The organism is uncultured Salinisphaera sp. (assembly GCF_964012375.1).
GTDB lineage: Bacteria > Pseudomonadota > Gammaproteobacteria > Nevskiales > Salinisphaeraceae > Salinisphaera.
The window spans coordinates 20,370-42,580 of record NZ_CAXGSH010000012.1; the positions used below are offsets into that span (position 1 = coordinate 20,370).

A 22,211-nucleotide genomic window follows, 5' to 3' on the forward strand; every position below is an offset into this window, starting at 1 on the left:
TGCTGGCCTGTGCCATTGCCTGGCAACGGGGCATGCGCCGGGGCCAGTTCATCGCCGCGGTAGCCACGCGCGATCGAGGTCGTGAGAGGCAATTGAAGCGTTTCTCCATTGATGACGATTTGCGGTAAAATCGCGCCAAATTGGCCCAACAAGGATTCGCGCATGCACGAACAAGCACTTATCGATACGGCGAAAGCACTCGTTGTCGACGGCAAAGGCATTCTCGCCGCCGACGAATCGACCGGCACCATCAAGAAGCGTCTCGATAGCATCGGGGTGGAGTCGACCGAAAAGACTCGGCAGACGTATCGCAATTTGCTGTTCACCGCCGACGGCGCGCAGGACTACATCAGCGGTGTAATCCTGTTCGAGGAAACGCTGTTCCAGAAGGCCGACGACGGTACGCCGTTTCCCAAACTGTTGGCCGATCAGGGCGTCATCCCCGGTATCAAGGTCGACAAGGGCGCCAAGCCGCTGGTCGGCAGCCCGGAAGAAAAGGTAACCGAAGGCCTGGATGGCCTGCGTGAGCGCCTTGCCGATTACGCTAAGGCCGGTGCGCGCTTTGCCAAGTGGCGCGGCGTGATCGATATCGCCGACGATCGGCCGAGCGATTACTGCATCCACGTCAACGCCCATGCGCTGGCCCGCTATGCGGCCCTGTGTCAGGAAGCCGGCATCGTGCCGATCGTCGAGCCGGAAGTGCTCATGGACGGCGCGAACTCGATCGAACGCTGCGAAGAAGTCACCGACCGCGTGCTCGATGCCGTGTTCGCCGAGCTCAAGGCCCAGAACGTCATGCTCGAAGGCATGCTGCTCAAGCCCAACATGGTCATCGCCGGCAAGCAGTGCCCGCAGCAGGCGGGGGTCGAGCAGGTGGCCCAGGCCACGCTGCGCTGTCTCAAGCGTCGGGTGCCGGCGGCCGTGCCGGGCATCGTTTTCCTGTCCGGCGGGCAGAGCGACGAACTCGCGACCGCGCATCTGGACGCGATGAACCGCATGGGCCCGCAGCCCTGGAAGCTGACCTTCTCCTACGGGCGTGCGCTGCAGGCGCCGGCGCTGGCGGCCTGGGGCGGCAAGGACGAGAACATTGCCGCGGCCCAGAAGGCCTATCTCAAGCGTGCCCGCAATAACGGCGCGGCCGCGCGCGGCGAGTACAGCGCGGACATGGAAGAGGCGGCCTGAGCCCTGATGTCGGCGTAGCAAAAAAGCCCGGCCGCGGCCGGGCTTTTTTGTGCGCCGAATAAGTGCATGATGCGCCGCATGGATATCGTTTCTGCACTCAAGGCCAGCGCTCTGTTCCGGGAGCTGGATCGGCGCGCGCTGCGCTCGGTCGCTGCCAGCGCGCAGTGGCTCGAGCTGGGCGGCGGTCAATATCTGTTCCGGGTCGGCGAAACCAGCGACTCGCTCTACCTGGTCGTCTCCGGGCGCATACGGGTGGTCCAGCCCCAGAACGACGCACCGCCGCTGCTGCTGGGCGAAAGCAGCGCCGGCGAGACGGTAGGCGAAATCACGTTGATTACCGCCGAGCTGCATTCTTCCGATGCCTTCGCGCTGCGCGATACTGCGCTGATACGCGTTTCCCGCGACGTATTCGAAACCCTGGTGGAGCGTTACCCGAAAGCGATGCTGCGGGTCACGCGCCAGATCGTACAGCGCCTGCGCGCGGTCAAACCGGCGCCGCAGCGCGAAAGCGTGCGCAGCGCGCGTACCTATGCCGTGGTGCCGGCACATCCCGGTATTGATGTGGCCGCGTTTTCGCGGGCGCTGGCGGGTGAACTGGGGCAGGCGGCCTCGACACTGCGTCTGGATGCCGGTCGCGTCGACGCCGCGCTGGGCGGCGGTGCCGCCGCGGTAGACATGGGTATCGGCGAGCGCAACCGTGCCGTGTCCGGCTGGCTCACGCAGCTGGAAGAGCGGTATCGCTATATCGTCTACGAGGCCAGCACCGAGCCCGACCCCTGGACCCGGCGTTGCCTGCGCCAGGCTGACCGCGTGATTCTGATCGCCCACGGCGACCAGCGCCCGTTCGCCTCACGAAACCTGGTCTGGATTCGCGAGCAGGCGCTGCGCGCGCCCCAGGAAATGGTCGTGCTCGTGCCCGAACAGGGCGGCTACTCCGCACGGGCATGGCGCGATGCCGCCGGCGCCATTGCGCAGCACCGGGTGGCGATCGGCCTGCCGGGCGCACAGATGGCCCGCCTGGCGCGCATGATTTCGGGGCGGGCGGTGTGTCTGGTGCTGGGGGGCGGTGGCGCCCGCGGTTTTGCGCATATCGGCCTGATTCGGGCGATGCAGGAGAAAGGCCTGCCCATCGATGCCGTGGGCGGTACCAGCATGGGCGCGATGGTGGCTGCGATGGTCGCCATGGGGATGGATGCCCAGCAAATGCTCGCCCGCATGCGCGAGACGTTCGTGACCGGGCGTTTTCTCAACGATTATTCGCTATCGCGCATTTCGCTGATTAGCGCGGAAAAGTTTCGGCGCCAGTTGAAGACGCTGTACGGCGATCGCCATATCGAAGACCTCGACATACCGTTCTATTGCCTGAGCACCAACCTAACGCGCGGCGTGCCGGTGGTGCACGATCAGGGCGAAGTGGCAACCTGGGTGGGGGCGAGTATGGCCGTGCCCGGCATTGCGCCGCCGCTGGTGCACCGCGGTGATCTGCTGGTGGATGGCGGGCTGCTCAACGCCATTCCCTTCGACGTGATGGCCGCAATGGGTCGCGGCCAGGTGATCGTATCCGACGTGAGCCGGGCCACCGATCTGCGGGTGGAAATGGCCGAAGATGCAGAAACGGCCTCATTGCTCTCCCTGGGGTCGAGCGCGCGCCACCTGAACATGTTCAAGATTTTGTTCCATACGGCCACGCTCACCAGCGAACGCGAAAGCCGGGATATCGACGCCCGTGCCGATCTGGTGCTGCACATGCCGGTGGGCGGTATCAGCATGTTCGACTGGGACGAACTCGACGAGATCGTGTTCCGCGCCTATCACCATGCCGACCAGAAACTCGACGAATGGCTCGGCAGCCACCGCGAGGCGTTTCGTGCACGGGTGGTGGCCAATCGTTTGGATTAGCGCGATGGCCCGCCCAGCCGGTGCCGGTGCAGCGCGCATGGTTCCACGCCGCGGGCTGCGTTGATCTGCGGATAATCACGGTCGCATGCCGTTGCGCCAACGCGCAGAGTGGCGCTCTAATCTCCGGGCGACCGTTTATGGCTTCATGGCCGCTGGACGTTGTACGCATGCTTTCGCACACGCCCGTTATCCAGCCCGAGAAATCACCTGTTCCTATGCCGGGTGGGTAAGCAGATCGGACTTTTTTGAAAAGCGCCAGCGGGGTGGGCGCGCAGCGCTAGCTCAGAATACGGGCGACAATGTCTTCGTAGATACGGCTTAAACGCGCCACGTCTTCGGCTGCGATCCGTTCATTGGCCTGGTGGATCGTGTCGTTGAGCGGGCCGAGTTCCAGCACTTGGGCGCCGGTCGGCGCAATAAAGCGTCCATCCGACGTGCCGCCGGCGGTCGACAGCTGCGTCTCGATGCCCGCCTGGCTGCGAATCGCCGCTCGCGTGGCGTCGATCAGTGCCCCTTCGCGGGTGATGAAGGGCGCACCGGACAGCCGCCACTGAATCGATTCCGGATCGATGCCGTGGGCCACGCAGCGTTGCTCGACGTGGGCGCGGATCGAGTCTTGATTCTGGCGCGGGTTGAAGCGCCAGTTGAAGCGTGCCGCGGCGACGCCGGGAATGACGTTTTCGGCGCCGGTGCCCGCATCGAGATTAGACACCTGGAAAGAGGTGGGCGGGAAGAACTCGTCGCCGTCGTCCCAGTGATGCGAGGCCAGATCCGCCAGCAGGGCGAGCAGCCGGTGCAGGGCGTTATCGGCTTTCTGTGGATAGGCCACATGGCCCTGGCGGCCTCTGACTCGCGCATGTCCGTTGAGGCTACCGCGCCGGCCGTTCTTGACCGTGTCCCCGAGCGCCTCCGACGACGACGGCTCGCCCACCAGACAGTAGTCGATCGCGATATCCCGTTCGCCGAGCCATTCCATGACCGCACGGGTACCGTCGACCGCTGGTCCTTCCTCGTCGCTCGTCAGCAGAAACGCCAGCCGTCCCGAATGATCGGGGTGACGGTCCCGAAAACGCTCGGCGGCGCATACCATGGCCGCCACGCTGGACTTCATGTCGGCCGCGCCGCGTCCGATCAGCCAGCCGTCTTCGACCGCGGCCTCGAACGGCGCCTGCGACCAGTCCTCGAGCGGGCCGGGCGGGACCACGTCGGTATGCCCGGCAAAACACAGCAGCGGGCCGCTATCGCCGGCCACGGCCCAGAGATTGTCTACCTCGCCGAAGCGCAGGTGCTCGATCGCGAAGCCGGCCGCGGCCAGGCGTTCGCCGATGAGTTTCTGGCAGCCGCCGTCCGCCGGCGTGACCGACTCGCGCCGAATCAGCGTGCGGGCCAGTTCAAGTGGCGCGTCGGCCATCAGTCCGCCCCGGCCAGGGCTGCCTCGTAGCGGCTTGCGGAAAAGCCGGCCAGGGTGGTGGTCGGGGTTTCCAGAATCGGGCGCTTGATCAGCGTGGGGTGGTCGACGAGTACCGGCACCGGATCGGCTTCGGCGGTCTGTTTCTGCTCGGCATCGAAATCACGCCAGGTCTTGCTGCGCTTGTTGATCAACGCCGCGTCGCCGAGTGCGTCGCGCCATTGTTCCAGGCGCTCGCGGGTCACGCCGTCGGCGCGCAGATCGACCCACGCGTGTTCGATGCCGGCAGCGCTCAGCCATTGGCGTGCCTTGCGGCAGCTGTCGCAGCTGGCGATGCCGTAGATACGAATCATCGTGCTCAGGCGCCGCGCAGCAGCTCGTTGATGCCGACCTTCGCACGCGTACCTTCGTCGACTTTCTTGACGATGATGGCGGCGTTGATGCTGTAACGGCCGTTGTCGCGCGGCAGGCTGCCGGCGACCACCACCGAACCGGCGGGGACCTCGCCATGCAGGATCTGGTCGGCTTCGCGGTCGTAGATCGGGGTCGAGGCGCCGATAAATACGCCCATCGAGATCACTGAGCCCTTGCCGACGCGTACGCCTTCGACGATCTCCGAGCGGGCGCCGATGAAGCAGTTGTCTTCGATGATGGTGGGCGCAGCCTGAAGCGGCTCGAGTACGCCACCCAGGCCCGCACCGCCGGACAGGTGCACGTTCTCGCCGACCTGAGCACAGGAGCCGACCGTGGCCCAGGTATCGATCATGGCGCCGCTGCCGACATAGGCCCCGATATTCACATAGCTGGGCATGATCACCGCGCCGGCGGCGATATGGGCGCCGCGACGAACCATGGCCGGCGGCACGATACGCGCGCCCTGTTTCTGGAAGTCGTCGGCGTCGTAATGGGCATACTTCGACGGCACCTTGTCGAAGTAGCGCGTGTGGGCGCCGTCGATGGGCGCGTTATCGCGCAGACGAAACGACAGCAGTACCGCTTTCTTGAGCCATTCGTTGACCACCCAGCCATCGGCGCTGGGCTCGGCCACGCGCGCGGCGCCGGAGTCGAGCAGGTCCAGTGCGCTCTGTACCGCGTCGCGCACGGCATCGTCGGCGTTCTCGGGCGAAATATTGGCTCGGTTTTCGAAAGCGTCTTCGATGATCTGCTGCGTATCGGCCATGGCGGCTCCTTGCTGCGCGGTCGGCGAGCGCGCGGTTTGAATGGGTGTGGGGCGCGAGAGTTTAACTCAGCGGGGCAACGCTTCGCACACCCGCGCCAGCCGGGTGGCGGCCTCGACGCAGTCTTCGGTCGAAGCGACCAGCGACAGCCGCAGCCGGCCCACGCCCGGGTTGGCGCCGCCGGCCGCGCGCGCGAGATAGCGTCCGGGCACCACGCGCAGGTTTTCTTCGCGCAGGGCAGCGCGGGTCAGATCCTCATCGCTGGCGCGGAAAGCCGGCCACAGGTAGAACGAACCCGCTGGCCGCACCACGTCACATAGCGGCTCGAGCAGCGGCATGACCGCCGCGTATTTTTCCCGATAAAGGTCGCGGTTGGCGCGAACATGGGTTTCGTCGCGCCAGGCCGCAATGCTGGCCGCCTGTACGTGCTGGCCGAGCGTGGCGCCGTGATAGGTGCGATAACGCAGATAGTCCGCCAACACCGAGCCGTCACCGGCCACAAAGCCGGAACGCAGGCCCGGCAGATTGGAGCGCTTGGACAGACTGTGAAAAACCACGCAGCGAGAGAAATCCTCGCGTCCCTGCGCATAGGCGATGTCCAGCAGGCCGGGCGGCGGGGCGTCCTCGTGCGCATAGATTTCGCTGTAGCACTCGTCCGAGGCGATGATGAAGTCGTGCTTGTCCGCCAATTCCAGGGCACGTTCGAAATAGGCGCGGTCGGCCACGGCGCCCGTGGGGTTGCCCGGCGAACACAGATACAGCAGCTGAACGCGATCCCAGTCGGCCGGGCTGAGTGCATCGAGGTCGGCAAGAAAACCGGTGTCCGGCAGGCAGGGCAGGTACAGGGGTTCGGCGCCTGCGAGCAGAGCCGCGCCTTCGTAGATCTGATAGCCAGGGTTGGGCATGGCGACTGCTGCGCCGGGTCGGGTCGGGTCCACGACCGCCTGCGCGAACGAGAACAGCGCCTCTCGAGTGCCCGCCGCGGGCAGAATATGTCTCGTATCGTCAATTACTTGTCGATCAACGTTAAAGCGCCACGACAACCAGTCGCCGATCGCGGCACGTAACGTGTCGCTGCCTTTCGTGGGCGGGTAGTGGGCGATACCGTCCATTGCTTCGATCAGCGCAGCCCGTGCCACCTCGGCGGGCGGGTGCTGGGGCTCGCCGATCGCTAGCGAAATGGGTGCGCGAGCACTGTTGGCAGGCGTGTCACGTAACAGCGCGGCCAGTCGTTCGAAGGGGTACGGCTGCAGGACGTCTAGGCGAGGGTTCATGGGCCGTTCTTGTCGAGTTCGTTGGTCAGGGTTTCGCGCAGGCGTGCACGGGTGGCGCGATCGCGAATCGGAGCATGGTCGCGATCGGTAATGAAGAACACGTCTTCGGCGCGTTCGCCGATGGTCGCGATCTTGGCGGTCTCCAGCAGGATGCCGTTCTGGTAGAACATATCGCCGATCACCGAGAGCAGGCCCGGACGGTCGGCGGTGACGACCTCCATGATCGTACAGGCCCGCTCGGGGGTTTCGCTGAAATAGATCTGGGTCGGGACGTTGAAATAACGGCTGCGTCGCGAGGCGCGTCTTGTGACCTCGATGCTTTCGACCTCCGGGTTGGCGATGGCCGCGCGTAGCGTCTCCTCGATTTCCTGGCGCCGATAGGCTTCCTTGATGGGTTGGCCATCGCTTTCACAGATTACGTAGGTGTCGAGCGTGTAATCGTCGCTGGTGGTGTTGATTCGGGCATCGAGAATCGACAGCCCGAGCTGTGCGAGTACGCCGGTCGCCACGCCGAACAGATAGTTGCGATCGCGGGTATACACGAACAGCGTGCTGCCCTGGTCGGAGATTTCGGCTACCGACACCAGCGGGCCGTCGCCGTCGTGGGTCACGATGGCGCGGGTCTGGCGGGCAATTTCTTCCGGGCTGTGACGCAGGAAATATTCCGGATCAAAACGTGACCATACCGCCTTGAATTTAGGCGTATTAACCCGTGATCGCGTGAGCATGGCGGCAGCCGCGCTACGGGTTTCGGCGACCAGTTCCGCTTCGCTGAGCGGATCGTCGAGGCCGCGCTCGAGCGCGCGCCGCGTGTTCGTATACAGGTCCAGCAGCAGGCTTTCCTTCCACGAGTTCCACAGATTCGGGTTGGTGGCGCGGATATCGCAGACCGTCAACAGGAAAAGCCGGTCCAGGCGTTCGCGGCTGCCCACTTCACGTGCGAACTCATTGACCACCTGTACATCGTTGATATCACGACGCTGAGCGGTCATCGACATGAGCAGATGCTGGCGCACGAGCCAGCAGACGAGTTCGGTATCGTCCGAGGAGATGCCGTGGTCCGCACAGAATTTGCGAGCGTCCCCGGCGCCGAGTTCGGAATGATCGCCGCCACGGCCCTTGGCGATATCGTGCATCAAGCCGGCGATATAAAGAATCTGCGGCTTGTTGAGCGACTGCATCAGCTCGCTGGCAAACGGCAGCTCGTGCTGAAAGCGCGGCAGCACTAGGCGGCGCAGATTGCGGATTACGAAAAGGGTGTGTTCGTCGACGGTGAGCGTATGGAAGAGGTCGTACTGCATCCGCCCGATGATCTTGCCGAAATTCGGCAGGTAGCGGCCCAGGATGCCGTAGCGGTTCATGCGGCGCAGGGCCCGGGTCACGCCGCTGCGCTGGCGCAGTATTTCCGTGAAAAGACGGCGACAGTGGATTGAATTACGAAAGCTTTTATCGATCAGGTGGCGGTCGCGTCGCATCAGTCGCAGGGTATGGGCACGTATGCCCGTCAGCCGCGGCCGGGTCTGCATGAGATAGAAGATCTCGAGCAGCGCGCTGGGATGTTTGACGAACACGTCATCGGCGGTAACTTCGATGAAGCCGTGTCGCGACTGGAAGCGTTCGTTGATCGAGCGCGGCCGTTCGTCGTCGCCGAAATGCAGAATCGCCTCGGAGAAAAGCTGAAGCAAAATATCATTTAAGGCAGTCAAAGCCTTGATATTGCGGTAATATTTCTGCATGAACTGCTCGACCGCGAGGTTGTTTTCCTCGTCTGTGTAGCCGAGCAGTTTGGCGATCTGGATCTGATGGTCGAACAGCAGCCGGTCTTCGGGACGATCGGTCAGGGTGTGCAGCGCAAAGCGAACCCGCCAAAGAAACGCCTGGCCGCGCTTGAGTTCGGTGAACTCGCGTTCGCTGAGAAAGCCATAGTCGACGAGGCCGTCCAGGGTCTGGGCAGCAAACTGGCGCTTGGCCACCCAGGCGATGGTCTGGATATCGCGCAGGCCGCCTGGCGACTCCTTGGTGTTCGGTTCCAGCTTGTAGGCGGTTTCGTCGTAGCGTGCGTGACGGGCCTGCTGTTCCTCGATCTTGGCCTTGAAGAATTCGGCGGACGGCCAGATATGTTCCACCGAGGTTGCCGCGCGCATGGCCGCGAAGAGTGCCGTATCACCGGCGAGCGCGCGCGACTCCATGAGGTTGGTCATGATGGTGATATCGGCCTCGGCCTGTTCGGCGCACTCGGCCGGCGAACGCACGCTATGGCCGACTTCCAGGCCGATGTCCCAGAGATGGGTCAGAAACCGCTCAAGCGCCGGGCCCACGGCGTCGAGCGTGCCTTGGCGATATAGAATCAGTACGTCGATATCCGAATGCGGCAACAGTTCGGCTCGGCCGTAGCCGCCGACCGCGACCAGGCAGGCGCTGGACGAATCGGCCAGGGCGCGCCATGCGCTGCCCAGCACGGCATCGACGAGGGTGCTGCGTGCATCGACCAGTACATCCACGTGAGCGCCGGCACGAAACGCCTGTTCGATGCGTTGGCGCCCGTCATCCAGATACTCGCGCGCCTGCGCGATCGATGCGCCCTCGGCATTGGCCGCCCGGGCGATGAACGCCTCCCAGTCGCCGAGATCGGGGTGTGCGCGGCGACGGGCATCAACGGACTGTCCCATCAGGCGCCCAGCTGGCTGGGGGTAAGGATTTCAGCGCCGTCTTCGGTGACCAGAATCGTGTGTTCCCACTGAGCCGAGAGTGAGTGGTCTTTGGTGACCACGGTCCAGCCGTCGGGCAGTACTTTCACGTGGCGTTTGCCGGCGTTGACCATGGGTTCGATGGTAAAGGTCATGCCCGCTTCCAGGCACAGCCCCTGACCGGGCTTGCCGTAATGCAGCACCTGCGGCTCTTCATGAAAGCCCAGGCCGATACCGTGCCCGCAGTATTCACGTACCACCGACGCACGCTGTGACTCCACATAGGTCTGAATCGTGGCGCCGATATCGCCCAGCGTCGCGCCGGGGCGTACTGCATCGATGCCCTTGTAGAGCGCGGCTTCGGCAATATCCGACAGGCGCCGGGCCTTGATGGAGGGCTCGCCGGCGAAATACATGCGCGAGCTGTCGCCGTGGTAGCCGTCCTTGATCAGGGTGACGTCGATATTCATCGCGTCGCCTTTCTTGAGCGCCTTGTCGCCCGGTATACCGTGGCAGACCACGTGGTTGATCGACGTACAGATGGATTTGGGGAAGCCGTGGTAATTCAGCGGGGCGGGCGTGGTGCCCAGCTCGTTCACCATGTAGTCGTGACAGAGCGTATTGAGTTCGTCCGTGGTCACCCCGGGCTGTACGTGCGGCGTGATCATGTCCAGAACCTGCGCGGCCAGGCGGCCGGCTTCGCGCATCTTGTCCTGTTCTTCGGGGGTCTTGATGGTCACGCTCATGCGTTTCGATCCTTGAAAGTCGTCGTGAAATGCCGGTCGAATCGTGACCGGCGCTAGCCTGGAAACGGTCGCTATGGTATAAACCGCTCGCGTTCGCGGCAATCAGAGGCCCAGAACGCGCTAAAAATCGGTCGATTGCGACCGTATTCGATATCGAAAATCCGCACGCGTGTCGGCACATGAAACGGGGTGCCTGTCTGCAATCGCAGGCCGGTTGTTTCATGGGATGCGCGTAAGCCACAACCCGGAGACAATCCATGAGTCAGATCAGCATGCGCCAGTTGCTCGAGGCGGGTGTCCATTTCGGCCACCGTACCCGCTACTGGAACCCCAAGATGGCCCCCTACATCTTTGGCCAGCGCAACAAAATTCATATCATCAACCTCGAAGAGACTCTGCCGCTCTTCAAGGATGCCTACAACTACATCAGTCGTCTGTCGGCCAATGGCGGCAACGTGATGTTCGTGGGCACCAAGCGCGCCGCGCGCGAAGCCGTGGGCAAGCAGGCGCAGCGCTGCGGCATGCCGTTCGTCAACCATCGTTGGCTCGGCGGCATGCTCACCAACTTCAAGACGGTCAAGAACTCGATCCAGCGTCTGCACGATCTGGAGCAGATGATCGAAGACGGTTCGATTCGCAAGCTCAACAAGCGCGAAGCGCTCGATCTCTATCGTGAGCGCGACAAGCTCGAACGCGGCATCGGCGGCATCAAGGAAATGACCAGCCTGCCCGATGCGCTGTTCATCATCGACGTCGGCTTCGAAAAGATTGCCGTCGACGAAGCGCGCAAGCTGGGTATTCCGGTCATTGCGGTGGTGGATACCAACTGCTCGCCGGAAAACATCGATGTGGTGATCCCGGGTAATGACGACGCCATCCGCGCGATTCGTATCTACACCGAGATGGTGGCCGACGCCGTTCTCACGGGACGCGGCAGCAAGGGCGACTTCACCGGTCAGGACGATGGCACGGTGGACGTTCAGGCGCAGGGCGCCGAGCACGAGCCGGGCAAGCCCGCTGCGGCCCAGGCTGCGAGCGAAGCGACCCAGAACTCCGTCATCCAGGAGTCTCAGGGTGAAGCCGAGCCGACCGCCACCGCCTCGCTGGGCGACGTTGCCTCGGTGCCGTCGGAAAATCCCGAACAGGCCGACCCGAAGCAGGCCGACAAGTAATCTCGTCCGGGCCGGTGCGTGATCGACGCGCCGGCCCGGCCGCTATCCAAACTTTGCGGAGAACGAATCATGGCAATTAGTGCTGCTCTGGTTAAAGAGCTACGTGAACGCACCGGTGCCGGCATGATGGAGTGCAAGAAAGCGCTCACCGCCACCGATGGCGATATCGATGCCGCAGCCGACAACATGCGGCGTGAAGGCCTGGCCAAGGCCGACAAGAAGGCCGGCCGCGTCGCCGCCGAAGGCCGTATCGCAACGGCCGTGTCCGATGACAATACGGTTGCGATCCTGCTGGAAGCCAACTGCGAAACCGATTTCGTCGGCAAGAACGACGATTTCGTGAATTTCGCCGAACTGGCCGCCCGCGCGGCGCTCGACAACGCCCCGGCCGACGCCGAAGCGCTGGCCGCGATTGAGGTCGACGGCGAAAGCCTCGACGCCAAGCGCCGTGCGCTGGTGGCCAAGCTGGGCGAAAACATCACCATTCGCCGCTTCCGTCGCATCGAAGCCGGTGAAGGCAAGCTCGACGTCTACATGCACGGCGCGCGTATTGGCAGCGCCGTCGCAGTGGTCGGCGGCGAAAGCGAACTGGCCCGCGATCTGGCCATGCATGTGGCGGCCACGGCGCCGGCTCACCTGTCGGCCGACGATGTGCCGCAGGAACGTCGCGACGCAGAGAAAGAACTGCTGATGGCCCAGGCCCGCGATAGCGGCAAGCCCGAAGACATCATCGAGAAGATGGTGGAAGGGCGCCTGCGCAAGTATCTGGGCGAAATCACGCTCATGGGTCAGCCGTTCGTGAAAGACCCCGATACCACGGTCGAAAAGCTGTGCAAGCAGCAGAATGCGACCGTCACCGACTACGCCCGTCTGGAAGTCGGCGAAGGCATCGAGAAGAAACAGGAAGACTTCGCTGCCGAGGTCAAGGCGCAAGCCGAAAAAACAGCCTGAGGGCAAATCGGCCGGCTGCCCAGGCAGCCGGCTTTTTTTTGACCTGCCCGTATCGCACGATCGGGCGGTAAGTTATCGTTGCCGGCCAGGAGCCGCTTCATGTTGTCGTACTGCAGCGCCACTCGATGAGCAAGAACAAGCCGACCACCAAACGCATTCTGCTGAAACTCAGCGGTGAGGCCCTCATGGGGCAAGCCGATTACGGTATTTCCGCCGAGGTGGTCGAACGACTTGCCGCCGAAATCAAGGCGTTGATCGAGTCGGGCGTTCAAGTCGCGCTTGTGGTGGGCGGTGGCAACATCTTTCGCGGCGTCGGGCTCGCTGGACGCGGCATGGATCGGGTTACCGGCGATCAGATGGGCATGCTGGCGACCGTCATCAACGCCCTGGGTCTGCAGGATGCAATCGAGCATGCCGGCATGACCGCACGGGTGATGTCGGCGATCCGGATCAATCAGGTCTGTGAGGACTATATCCGTCGTCGCGCGATTCGCCATCTGGAAAAGGGGCGCGTGGTTATCTTCGCGGCCGGTACCGGCAACCCGTTTTTCACCACCGATTCCGCAGCCAGTCTGCGCGCGGTGGAAATAAACGCCGATCTCATGCTCAAGGCGACCAAGGTCGACGGTATTTACAGCGCCGATCCGATGCGCGACAGCAGCGCGAAACGGTACACGCATCTCACCTACGACGAGGTGATCGATCAGCGCCTGAGCGTGATGGATACCACAGCGATCGTGCTCTGCCGCGACAACGGCATGCCGCTACGGGTGTTCGATATCAACCGGGCCGGCGATCTGGCACGCATCGTCGCGGGCGATGACGTGGGCACGCTGGTCGACAACGACACGACGAGAAGCAACGGATGATTGACGAGATATACAGTGACGCACAGCAGCGCATGGACAAGACGATCAACGTCATGCGCGAGAACTTCGGCAAGATCCGCACCGGGCGGGCGAGCACGACCCTGCTCGATCATGTGACGGTCGACTATTACGGTTCCGAGGTTCCGCTCAACCAGGCCGCGAATATTTCGCTGGAGGATGCGCGTACGATCACCATCCAGCCGTGGGAAAAGAGCATGGTTCAGCCGGTCGAAAAGGCGATCATGAAAGCCGATCTCGGCTTGAATCCGTCGACGGCAGGCCAGGTCATTCGGGTGGTGCTGCCGCCGCTGACCGAGGACCGCCGCAAGGATCTGGTCAAGGTCATTCGTGCCGAGGCCGAGGACGGCCGCGTGGCGATTCGCAATATCCGTCGCGACGCCAACTCCACGCTCAAGGAGCTGGTGAACGAAAAGGAAATCAGCGCCGACGACCAGCATGGCGGCGAAGCGCGGATCCAGAAGCTGACCGACCAGCATATCGACCGGATCGACAGTCTGCTCGAGGACAAGGAAAAGGAGATCATGACGGTTTGAACAAACCGTCGATCTGACTCGAGCGCCAGGTGCGAATATGACTGTGCCCGACCACGTCGCAATCATCATGGACGGCAACGGCCGCTGGGCGAACCGGCGGGGGCTGCCGCGCGCGGCGGGTCATCGCTCGGGCGCGCAGGCCGTTCGCGCGATCGTAGAAAGCGCGCGAGAACAGTCGGTCAAGACTCTGACTTTGTTCGCGTTTTCCAGTGAGAACTGGCAGCGTCCCAAAACCGAGGTGCGCGTGCTCCTCGATTTGTTCCGGCGCACCATCCGGCGTGAGATCGATTCCATGCACGACTCGGGTGTTCGCCTGAGTTTCATCGGCGAGCGCGAGCATTTCTCGCAGGCGCTACAGCAGGAAATGGCGCAGGCCGAACAGCGTACCCGCGACAATAATGGCCTGAACCTGATTATCGCGATCGACTACGGCGGGCGTTGGGATCTGGTGCAGGCTGCGCGGCAACTGGCCCGCGATTGCTGCGAGGGCCGCCTCGGGCCCGACGACATCGATGAGCACAGCCTCGGCGCGCGCATGGCACTGGCCGAGCACGCGCCGCCGGATCTGTTCATTCGCACCGGCGGCGAGCGCCGGATCAGTAACTTTCTGCTCTGGGATCTTGCCTATAGCGAGCTGTATTTCTCCGACGAGCTGTGGCCGGATTTCGACGGTAACAGTCTGGCCTGCGCCATCGAATGGTTTGGTCAGCGTCAGCGCCGCTTCGGTCGACTGCCGCAGGCCGCGGCCACGGGCGTCTGAGGCGCATGCTAGCCACCCGCATCGCAACAGCGCTGGTCCTCGTACCGCTGGCGGTACTGGGCATGCTGTATCTGCCCACGTTCGCCATTACCTTGTTGTTCGCGGTGCTCATGTTGCTCGGTGCCTGGGAATGGGCGGGCCTGTTGCGTATGGGCGATAGCGGGCATGTGCTGCTCGTGCTCGCCACGGCGCTGCTGATTTTCGTGTTCGCGCTGGTACGCAGCCAGCTCTGGGTGGTGGGCGCCGACAACCTTCTGATTGGTGCGGCCTGTCTCTGGTGGCTGATCGCGATCGGTTGGATCGTGCGTTATCCCAACGGCTGGGCACGGGTGATGGGGCGTACCGATATCGGCGTCGCGACCGGTCTGCTGACCCTGGTGGCGGCCGTGGCAGCGGTGACCTATCTGCACCAGAGCGATCAGGGCGCGCTGCTGCTGCTCGCCTTCTTCTTTCTTGTCTGGGCCGCGGATACCGGCGCTTATATCGCCGGGCGTACGCTCGGGCGGCACAAGCTGGCGCCCGCCGTCAGCCCGGGCAAAACACGGGAGGGCGCCGTCGGCGGCGTGATCGCGGCGATGGTTTTTGCAGGCCTGGGTGCCTGGGTGCTCGGCTTCGGCGAAGCCCGGCTGGTGGGGTTCGTTGTGCTCGGAGCCTGGGTCGCGGTGATCTCGATCGTGGGGGATCTGACCATCAGCATGTTCAAGCGTCATGCCGGCATCAAGGACAGCGGCACGCTCTTTCCCGGGCATGGCGGAGTGCTTGACCGGCTCGATAGCGTGCTGGCGGCCGCGCCCTGGTTCGTGGCAGGGCTGCACTGGCTTCCCAGCAGCATCTAGGCGCGTTCGCCGTATTGAGCGGCGACCCAGGTAAACTGGCAGCGCATCCGCGGATCGGCGCCTTGCGCCCGATCCGGTGATCCAATCCACGCCGGCGGTATGCGCCGACGCTCGGGAGAAACGAATTACATGTCTGACTGGCTGATGTCGGTTCCGGCGTTCATCGTGGCCATCGGTCTGCTCGTGGCCGTGCACGAATACGGCCATTTCTGGGTCGCGCGCCGTATGGGCGTGAAGGTGCTGCGCTATTCGATCGGTTTCGGCAACCGCGTCTGGGGCTTTACCGGCCGACGCAGCGGCATCGAATACTGGCTGTCCGCGATCCCGCTTGGCGGCTACGTCAAGATGCTCGACGAGCGCGAGGGCCCCGTTGCCGAGGCCGACAAGCCCTATGCCTTCAACCGCCAGCATCCGGCACGCCGCATCGCGATCGTGGCCGCGGGTCCGGGGGTCAATTTCCTGTTTGCGATCGCAGCCTACTGGCTGGTGTTCATGATCGGTGTGGCTGGCATCAAACCGATGATCGGCGCCGCGCCTGCGGACAGCCTTGCCGCCCAGGCCGGGCTGCGCGCGGGCGACGAAATCGTGGCCATCGACGATCGCCGCATCGAAAACTGGGAAGATCTGCGGCTCGGCCTGATCGAGCGCGGCCTCGATGGCGATGCGGTGGATTTGCAGGTACGTAACGACGAAGGCTCGGTACGCCGCGTCGGGCTGGATTTGAGCAACGTTCCTGCCGACCCGGAGAAACTGTTCGACCGGCTCGGGCTGATGCCGTACCAGCCGCCCGCAACGCCGCTGATCGCGGATGTGGTGGCCGATAGCGCGGCCAGTCGTGCCGGCCTGCAAAGAGGCGATCAGATCCAGGCCGTCGACGGCGACGCCATGGACACGCCGCAGGCGCTGGTCGAGCGAATCCAGGCAAGCCCGGGCGAGCGCGTTCGGCTCACCGTGGTGCGCGACGGAGAAACACTCGATATCCCGGTCACGCTTGCCTCGGTCGAAAATGCCGACGGCGTCGCAGAGGGGCGCCTGGGCGCGCAGATCGGCGTGGATGCGGCAGCCTGGCAGAGCATGCGCACCACGCGCCAGCTCGGTCCGCTGGCAGCGGTTCCGGCGGCGGCCGCGAAGACATGGGAAGTCTCGGCGCTGACCGTACGCCTTATGGCGCGGATGGTGACGGGCGAGGTTTCGCTGCGTAACGTCAGCGGTCCAATCCAGATTGCCAACTATGCGGGACAGACCGCGAGTATCGGTCTGGAAGCGTTTGTTGGCTTTCTTGCCCTGGTTAGCGTCAGTCTAGCGGTGCTCAACCTGTTGCCGATTCCGGTGTTAGACGGGGGGCATCTTCTGTATTATTCGATCGAATGGATCAGGGGCCGACCTCTTTCGGAGGCGGTACAGGTCGCAGGTCAGCAGGTCGGCATGGTCGCTCTCCTGATGCTGATGACCCTGGCTTTCTACAACGATATCCTGCGCTTGCTCGGGTAAGTAAGGTTCTTGAAATATGCCTGTATGTGTGTCGCGCGCGCTTGCCGTGCTCCTGTGTCTTTTTGCTGCAAGCGCCTGGGCGCAGACTCAATCGTCGGATTCGGGTTACGACTTCCGCGTGGACGACGTGCGCGTGGTCGGCGTACAACGCCTCGAGCCCGGCACCGTTCTGACCTATCTGCCCCTGTCGGTGGGCGATCGTCTGAGCGAGGCCCGTGCCCAGCAGTCGATTCGTGCGCTATACGACACCGGACTGTTCGAGAACGTCGCGCTTCAGCGTGAAGGCAACACCCTCGTTGTTGACGTCACCGAGCGCCCCGAGATCGCGAGCTTTTCAATCGAGGGCAACAAGAACATCGGCGGCGAGCAGCTCAAGGATGCGCTTGCACAGCAGGGACTGGCGAAGGGCGAGCTTTACAAGCGCTCGCTCGTCGACCAGCTCGAACAGGAGCTGCGCCGCCAGTACTACGCCAACGGCTATTACAGCGTGGCGATCGATACCGAGGTCAAGGAGCTCGACAACAATCGCGTAGCCGTCGATATCGACGTGACCGAAGGCGAGGTCGCCTCGATCAAGGACATCAACATCATCGGCAACGAACACTTCAGCGACGATGAGCTGCGCGACGTGTTCGAGCTAAAGGCCAGTTCGCCGGCCTATACCCATCCGTTGACGTTCTGGCGCAGCCGGGACCGCTATTCGCGCGAGAAGCTGCTCGGTGACCTGGAGTCGCTGAACTCCTTCTATCAGAACCGCGGCTACGTGCGTTTCAACGTGTCGTCGATCCAGGTGTCGCTGTCGCCGGATAACCGCAACATCTTCCTCACCATCAACGTGGACGAGGGCGATCAATACACCATCAACGACTACGAATTCGCCGGTGACATGATCGTGCCGCAGACCAGCCTGCAGCGGTTGGTCACGGTCGAGCCGGGCCAGACGTTCTCGCGCGGCGATGTCGACGCCTCGGCCAACAGCATCAGCTCCGGCCTGGCGGATTTCGGCTATGCCTTCGCCGACGTCGACCCGCTCACCCGGATCAACGATGAAGACAAGACGGTCGACCTGACCTTCTTCATCGACCCGGGCAAGCGTGCCTATGTCCGTCAGATCACCTTCAACGGCAACGACAAGACCAACGACGAAACCCTGCGTCGGGAAATGCGCCAGTTCGAAGGCGCGCCGTTCTCGCGTCGTGGCGTGGAGCGTTCGCGCACCCGCCTGGCGCGGCTGCCTTACGTGCAGGACGTGCAGGTCAACACAGAAAAGGTCGCCGGCAGCGAAGATCTGGTCGATGTCGATTACGACGTGACCGAACGCGCCGCAGGCACGCTGCAATTCGGTGTGGGCTTCTCCGATGCCCAGGGCTTTCTCATCAACGGCAGCGTCTCGCACAGCAACTTTCGTGGCACCGGCAACCGTCTGAGCCTGCGTGCGGAAACCAACGACTACGCCAAGAGCGTGGGCGCGAGCTGGACCGACCCGTATTTCACCGACGAGGGCGTATCGCGTACCATCTCGGCGTTCTACCGCAATACCGACCAGCTGATCCGTATCGGCTCCGGCTTCGACCTGAACTCGGTCGGCGGCGCGGTAACCTTTGGTTTGCCGATCACCGAATACTCGCAGCTGCGGGCCGGTCTCGGCGTCGAGCGCAACGAAATCAACTCGGCCGTCAACCGCAACGGCGAACAGCGTCTTTCCGACGAGCTGGCCGAGTTCATCGACGAAAACGGCAAGGAAGCCACCACCTACGAACTGCAGACCGGCTGGTCGCGGGATACGCGTAATCGCACTTTCTTCGCCACCCGCGGCAGCAACACCGAGTTCCAGTTCAACATCAAGGGCCCGGGCTCGGACCTCGAGTATTACGATACGAGCCTCGAGCATGAGCGCTACTTCCGCGTCGGCGCCTGGGTTCCCGGGCTGTCGGACAAGATGGTGCTTTCCGTGGATGGTCGTGTTGCCCAGACCGATGTCTGGGGCGACGGCGAGGATGTGCCGCCCTACGATAACTTCTTCGCGGGCGGTGCCCGGTCGGTGCGCGGCTACTCGAACGGTGGTCTCGGCCCGCGGGATTCGCTAGACAATCCGTTCGGCGGCCAGTTTCTGACCACGCTGCAAAGCGAACTCGTGATTCCGACGTTCCTCGAGTCCGACAACAAGTCCACGCGCCTGACCGCCTTCTACGACATCGGTAACGTCTACGAGGACGCGAGCGCATTCGAAGCCTCGGACCTGCGCAAGTCCGCGGGCGTGGCTTTCTACTGGTTCACGCCGTTCTTCGGCCTGCTGCGCGTGAGCTATGCGGCCTACGTGGACGATCCGGACAACGACGACGTCGATCGCTTCCAGTTCTCCTTCGGCGTCGGGCTCTAGCCGGGCAGGGTTCGACAGCGACATGTATTCGATACGACGCATTCCGCTCGCGCTTGCCCTGACGTTCATGCTCGCGTTTACGGGGGCGCTGCAGGCGGCGCCGGCGGCCAGTGACGGCGCGAACAAGGTTCTGCGTATCGGCGTGGTGGACGTATCGCGGGTGGTTAACGAGTCGCCCCAGGCGGCACGAGCCAAGTCGAGCATGGCCACACAGTTCGCCAAGCGAAAGAATGCCCTCGAGGCGAAAGCGAACGCGCTACGCCAGGATATGGACCGCCTTGCCCAGGACGGCAGCGTGATGAGCGATGAGGATCGCGACAGGCTGCAGAGCGATATCCGCGATCGGCAGCGGGAACTGCAGCTCGAACGCAGCAAGTACAACGACGATGTCTCCGACGCGGAGCAGAAGGAATTCGAGCAGATGCGCGGCGATATACTGGATATCATCAACCAGTATGCCGAGGACAACGGCTACGACCTGATTCTGGGCGAAGGCGTGATCTACAGCAGTGATGCAGTCGATGTGACCGACGAGATCCTGGCCGAACTCGGGGACGGTTAAGCCATGGCGACGAACACGTCGCCCGCGCTCACGCTCGCGGTGCTGGCCGAGCGATTCGATCTGGTCGTGCCGCCGGAGACGGCACAGACGGCTATTCATGGCGTATGCGCCCTCGAGCCGGGCAAGCCCGACTGTATAGGCTTTGCCGAAAACCCGTCCCAGATCGAAACGGTGCGCCGCAGCGCGGCCGCGGCCGTTATCTGCCCGCCGGCGGTGGCCGAAGCCGTCGATATACCGGCCCTGGTTGCCAAACAGCCGCGGCTGGCGTTCGCGCGTGTCGCCGCGCTGTTCGAGCGTGGGCCGGCCTCGGCCGGCATTCATGCCCGTGCCGTGGTCGCCGAAAGTGCCCGCGTCGACGAGCAGGCCAGCATCGCCGCCAATGTGGTTATTGGCGCGAACAGCGTCATCGAGGCCGGCGCGGTCATCGGCGCGAATACGGTGATCGGCGCGGACGTGTATATCGGCGCGGATACCCGTATCGCCAGCAATTGCAGCATCGGCGACCGGGTTCACATCGGCGCGCGTACCACGATCGAAGCCAATGCCGTGATCGGCGGGCGCGGGTTCGGGCTCGTTCATAACGGCGCCGGCTGGGAGCCGATCCCCCAGATGGGTGGCGTGCGCGTGGGCGACGACGTGGAAATCGGCGCCGGCAGCACCATCGACCGCGGCGCGTTGGACGACACCGTGATCGAACGCGGCGTGAAGATCGACAACCAGGTGCATATCGCGCACAACTGCCGCATCGGCGCGCATACGGTCGTGGCTGGTTGTACCGGTATCGCGGGTTCCTGCACGATCGGCTCGAACTGCATGATCGGCGGTGGCGTAGGCATCGGTGATCACGTCACCATCGCGGATGGCGTCATCGTGACCGCCGCCAGCCAGGTCCCCAAGAACATCGACCGAAGCGGCGTATACTCGTCGACTTTTCGCGCCATGCCGGCTACCGGCTGGCGCAAGCGCCTTGCCCTGTTTAGACAGCTCGACAAGATCGAGCGGCGCCTGCGCCGGGTGGAGCGCGCGGCCCCTTCCTCGGAGAATAACGAATGAGCGACCAAGACGATATCAAGGCGATCATGCGGCAATTACCGCATCGGTTTCCGTTTTTGCTGGTAGACCGGGTGCTTGCCTGCGAGCCGGGCAAGTCGATCACCGCAATCAAGAACGTCACCATCAACGAGCCGTTCTTTCCGGGCCATTTCCCGAGCGAGCCGGTCATGCCGGGCGTGCTCATCCTTGAAGCGCTGGCCCAGGCCGGGCTGATTCTGGGTATGCGTACGGTGGAGTCGGAAGAGGGCACCATCGTCTATTTCGCAGGCATCGACAAGGCACGCTTCAAGCGCCGCGTTGTGCCGGGTGATCAGCTGTTGCTCAAGCTCGTGGTGGGTTCGGCCAAGAAGCGGATCTGGCGTTTCGATGCCGAAGCCTGGGTTGGCGACGAGCTCGCCTGCCGTGCTCAGATGATGGCGGTACCGGGCAAGCCCGATGCCAATTGATCCCAGCGCACAAGTTCATCCCGAAGCCGAGATCGCCGACGATGTCGATATCGGCCCGTTCAGCGTCATCGGCCCGCACGTCAAGATTGGTGCCGGCACGCGCGTCGGTCCGCATGTGGTCATTTCCGGCCATACCACCATCGGCCGCGAAAACCAGATCTTCCAGTTCGTATCGCTGGGCGCGGAACCGCAGCATCGTATATATGCCGGCGAGCCCACGCGGCTGACCATCGGCGATCGCAACACCTTTCGCGAATACTGCAGCGTGCATCGCGGCACCGTGATCGACCAGAGCGAGACCATCATCGGCGACGACAACCTGCTGATGGCCTATACCCATATCGCCCACGACTGCGTGCTTGGCAACGGCATCACCATGGCGAACGGGGCCAGCCTCGCAGGGCATGTGCGTATCGGCGACTTCTGTATTCTGGCCGGGTTCGCGCTGGTGTATCAGTTCCGGCGCGTGGGCACGATGGCGTTTTTGGCCTATTGCAGCGGCGTACAACAGGACGTACCGGCCTTCGTTCGCAGCGCCGGCGCGCCGGCCGTACCGCACGGGGTCAACTCCGTGGGCATGCGTCGTCGTGGCTATAGCGAGGAAGAGGTCACTGCCGCCAAGCGCGCCTATCGCACCATCTACCGCTCCAAGCTGCGTCTGGAGCAGGCGCGCGAAGCGCTGCGTGAACCGGCCGAGTCGAGCGAGGCTGTACGCCTGATGCTGGAATCGATCGAGTTGGCCGAGCGCGGCATCATTCGCTAG

20 protein-coding genes are annotated in these 22,211 nt (G+C 63.5%); 14 read left to right on the forward strand and 6 right to left on the reverse strand.

What is annotated here, in order from left to right:
- Window positions 1-162 precede the first annotated feature (162 nt).
- The gene (locus tag ABNU97_RS03745) at window positions 163-1,182 is read left to right on the forward strand and encodes a class I fructose-bisphosphate aldolase (protein ID WP_348765408.1); all 1,020 of its coding nucleotides are present in this window, start codon (window positions 163-165) and stop codon (window positions 1,180-1,182) included.
- A gap of 78 nt (window positions 1,183-1,260) precedes the next feature.
- Entirely contained in the window at window positions 1,261-3,081 is a 1,821-nt protein-coding gene (locus ABNU97_RS03750; RefSeq protein WP_348765409.1) for a patatin-like phospholipase family protein, read from the forward strand.
- 277 nt (window positions 3,082-3,358) lie between these two features.
- Here the strand turns inward: ABNU97_RS03750 and dapE are convergent, their stop codons facing one another.
- The 6 genes from dapE to map form a co-directional block, all read right to left on the reverse strand.
- Window positions 3,359-4,492 (reverse strand): succinyl-diaminopimelate desuccinylase, encoded by a 1,134-nt coding sequence (gene dapE, locus ABNU97_RS03755; RefSeq protein ID WP_348765410.1) that lies wholly within the window; start codon window positions 4,490-4,492, stop codon window positions 3,359-3,361.
- Window positions 4,492-4,842 (reverse strand): Spx/MgsR family RNA polymerase-binding regulatory protein, encoded by a 351-nt coding sequence (locus ABNU97_RS03760; RefSeq protein WP_348765411.1) that lies wholly within the window; start codon window positions 4,840-4,842, stop codon window positions 4,492-4,494. Before ABNU97_RS03760 ends, dapE begins: the two co-directional genes overlap by 1 nt.
- Window positions 4,843-4,847: 5 nt before the next feature.
- On the reverse strand, window positions 4,848-5,669 hold the full coding sequence (dapD, locus tag ABNU97_RS03765; RefSeq protein ID WP_348765412.1) for a 2,3,4,5-tetrahydropyridine-2,6-dicarboxylate N-succinyltransferase: 822 nt from the start codon (window positions 5,667-5,669) through the stop codon (window positions 4,848-4,850).
- Between the two features lie 66 nt (window positions 5,670-5,735).
- Window positions 5,736-6,941 (reverse strand): succinyldiaminopimelate transaminase, encoded by a 1,206-nt coding sequence (gene dapC, locus ABNU97_RS03770; RefSeq protein ID WP_348765413.1) that lies wholly within the window; start codon window positions 6,939-6,941, stop codon window positions 5,736-5,738.
- Entirely contained in the window at window positions 6,938-9,610 is a 2,673-nt protein-coding gene (gene glnD, locus ABNU97_RS03775; protein WP_348765414.1) for a [protein-PII] uridylyltransferase, read from the reverse strand. The genes dapC and glnD overlap by 4 nt, the downstream gene beginning before the upstream one ends.
- Complete coding sequence (gene map / locus ABNU97_RS03780; protein ID WP_348765415.1) at window positions 9,610-10,374, reverse strand: type I methionyl aminopeptidase; 765 nt, start codon at window positions 10,372-10,374, stop codon at window positions 9,610-9,612. Before map ends, glnD begins: the two co-directional genes overlap by 1 nt.
- A 257-nt stretch (window positions 10,375-10,631) precedes the next feature.
- Between map and rpsB the strand changes: the two genes are divergently transcribed.
- The 12 genes from rpsB to lpxA all read left to right on the forward strand — a co-directional run bounded on the left by rpsB (window position 10,632) and on the right by lpxA (window position 22,211).
- The gene (rpsB, locus tag ABNU97_RS03785; RefSeq protein ID WP_348765416.1) at window positions 10,632-11,546 is read left to right on the forward strand and encodes a 30S ribosomal protein S2; all 915 of its coding nucleotides are present in this window, start codon (window positions 10,632-10,634) and stop codon (window positions 11,544-11,546) included.
- A gap of 69 nt (window positions 11,547-11,615) precedes the next feature.
- Window positions 11,616-12,497 carry a translation elongation factor Ts gene (gene tsf / locus ABNU97_RS03790; protein ID WP_348765417.1) on the forward strand — a complete coding sequence of 294 codons (882 nt, stop codon included), beginning with the start codon at window positions 11,616-11,618 and terminating at the stop codon, window positions 12,495-12,497.
- Between the two features lie 125 nt (window positions 12,498-12,622).
- Window positions 12,623-13,366, forward strand: coding sequence for a UMP kinase (gene pyrH / locus ABNU97_RS03795; protein WP_348765418.1), 744 nt, complete (start codon window positions 12,623-12,625; stop codon window positions 13,364-13,366).
- Window positions 13,363-13,920: a ribosome recycling factor gene (gene frr / locus ABNU97_RS03800; RefSeq protein WP_348765419.1), complete on the forward strand. Its 558-nt coding sequence runs from the start codon at window positions 13,363-13,365 to the stop codon at window positions 13,918-13,920. Before pyrH ends, frr begins: the two co-directional genes overlap by 4 nt.
- A gap of 37 nt (window positions 13,921-13,957) precedes the next feature.
- A complete protein-coding gene (gene uppS / locus ABNU97_RS03805) occupies window positions 13,958-14,680 on the forward strand; it encodes a polyprenyl diphosphate synthase (protein ID WP_348765420.1) in 723 nt (240 codons plus the stop codon).
- A gap of 5 nt (window positions 14,681-14,685) precedes the next feature.
- Window positions 14,686-15,516 (forward strand): phosphatidate cytidylyltransferase, encoded by an 831-nt coding sequence (locus ABNU97_RS03810; RefSeq protein ID WP_348765421.1) that lies wholly within the window; start codon window positions 14,686-14,688, stop codon window positions 15,514-15,516.
- Window positions 15,517-15,645: 129 nt separating this feature from the next.
- Entirely contained in the window at window positions 15,646-17,007 is a 1,362-nt protein-coding gene (gene rseP, locus ABNU97_RS03815) for an RIP metalloprotease RseP (protein WP_348765422.1), read from the forward strand.
- A 16-nt stretch (window positions 17,008-17,023) separates the two neighbouring features.
- Window positions 17,024-19,387, forward strand: coding sequence for an outer membrane protein assembly factor BamA (gene bamA / locus ABNU97_RS03820; RefSeq protein ID WP_348765423.1), 2,364 nt, complete (start codon window positions 17,024-17,026; stop codon window positions 19,385-19,387).
- A gap of 22 nt (window positions 19,388-19,409) precedes the next feature.
- Entirely contained in the window at window positions 19,410-19,949 is a 540-nt protein-coding gene (locus ABNU97_RS03825; protein WP_348765424.1) for an OmpH family outer membrane protein, read from the forward strand.
- Window positions 19,950-19,952: 3 nt separating this feature from the next.
- A complete protein-coding gene (lpxD, locus tag ABNU97_RS03830; protein WP_348765425.1) occupies window positions 19,953-21,002 on the forward strand; it encodes a UDP-3-O-(3-hydroxymyristoyl)glucosamine N-acyltransferase in 1,050 nt (349 codons plus the stop codon).
- Window positions 20,999-21,448, forward strand: a complete 450-nt coding sequence (gene fabZ / locus ABNU97_RS03835; RefSeq protein ID WP_348765426.1) for a 3-hydroxyacyl-ACP dehydratase FabZ — start codon at window positions 20,999-21,001, stop codon at window positions 21,446-21,448. The genes lpxD and fabZ overlap by 4 nt, the downstream gene beginning before the upstream one ends.
- Entirely contained in the window at window positions 21,438-22,211 is a 774-nt protein-coding gene (gene lpxA / locus ABNU97_RS03840) for an acyl-ACP--UDP-N-acetylglucosamine O-acyltransferase (RefSeq protein WP_348765427.1), read from the forward strand. Before fabZ ends, lpxA begins: the two co-directional genes overlap by 11 nt.

What these genes read in the sequence shown, in the direction of transcription:
- ABNU97_RS03810 (WP_348765421.1), top strand. Translation starts at nt 14,686, where the DNA reads ATGCTAGCCACCCGCATCGCAACAGCGCTGGTCCTCGTACCGCTGGCG.
- ABNU97_RS03760 (WP_348765411.1), bottom strand. Translation starts at nt 4,842, where the DNA reads ATGATTCGTATCTACGGCATCGCCAGCTGCGACAGCTGCCGCAAGGCA.
- lpxD (WP_348765425.1), top strand. Translation starts at nt 19,953, where the DNA reads ATGGCGACGAACACGTCGCCCGCGCTCACGCTCGCGGTGCTGGCCGAG.
- uppS (WP_348765420.1), top strand. Translation starts at nt 13,958, where the DNA reads ATGACTGTGCCCGACCACGTCGCAATCATCATGGACGGCAACGGCCGC.
- bamA (WP_348765423.1), top strand. Translation starts at nt 17,024, where the DNA reads ATGCCTGTATGTGTGTCGCGCGCGCTTGCCGTGCTCCTGTGTCTTTTT.
- pyrH (WP_348765418.1), top strand. Translation starts at nt 12,623, where the DNA reads ATGAGCAAGAACAAGCCGACCACCAAACGCATTCTGCTGAAACTCAGC.
- frr (WP_348765419.1), top strand. Translation starts at nt 13,363, where the DNA reads ATGATTGACGAGATATACAGTGACGCACAGCAGCGCATGGACAAGACG.
- lpxA (WP_348765427.1), top strand. Translation starts at nt 21,438, where the DNA reads ATGCCAATTGATCCCAGCGCACAAGTTCATCCCGAAGCCGAGATCGCC.
- tsf (WP_348765417.1), top strand. Translation starts at nt 11,616, where the DNA reads ATGGCAATTAGTGCTGCTCTGGTTAAAGAGCTACGTGAACGCACCGGT.
- ABNU97_RS03825 (WP_348765424.1), top strand. Translation starts at nt 19,410, where the DNA reads ATGTATTCGATACGACGCATTCCGCTCGCGCTTGCCCTGACGTTCATG.
- rseP (WP_348765422.1), top strand. Translation starts at nt 15,646, where the DNA reads ATGTCTGACTGGCTGATGTCGGTTCCGGCGTTCATCGTGGCCATCGGT.
- map (WP_348765415.1), bottom strand. Translation starts at nt 10,374, where the DNA reads ATGAGCGTGACCATCAAGACCCCCGAAGAACAGGACAAGATGCGCGAA.
- dapC (WP_348765413.1), bottom strand. Translation starts at nt 6,941, where the DNA reads ATGAACCCTCGCCTAGACGTCCTGCAGCCGTACCCCTTCGAACGACTG.
- ABNU97_RS03745 (WP_348765408.1), top strand. Translation starts at nt 163, where the DNA reads ATGCACGAACAAGCACTTATCGATACGGCGAAAGCACTCGTTGTCGAC.
- rpsB (WP_348765416.1), top strand. Translation starts at nt 10,632, where the DNA reads ATGAGTCAGATCAGCATGCGCCAGTTGCTCGAGGCGGGTGTCCATTTC.
- fabZ (WP_348765426.1), top strand. Translation starts at nt 20,999, where the DNA reads ATGAGCGACCAAGACGATATCAAGGCGATCATGCGGCAATTACCGCAT.
- dapE (WP_348765410.1), bottom strand. Translation starts at nt 4,492, where the DNA reads ATGGCCGACGCGCCACTTGAACTGGCCCGCACGCTGATTCGGCGCGAG.
- glnD (WP_348765414.1), bottom strand. Translation starts at nt 9,610, where the DNA reads ATGGGACAGTCCGTTGATGCCCGTCGCCGCGCACACCCCGATCTCGGC.
- dapD (WP_348765412.1), bottom strand. Translation starts at nt 5,669, where the DNA reads ATGGCCGATACGCAGCAGATCATCGAAGACGCTTTCGAAAACCGAGCC.
- ABNU97_RS03750 (WP_348765409.1), top strand. Translation starts at nt 1,261, where the DNA reads ATGGATATCGTTTCTGCACTCAAGGCCAGCGCTCTGTTCCGGGAGCTG.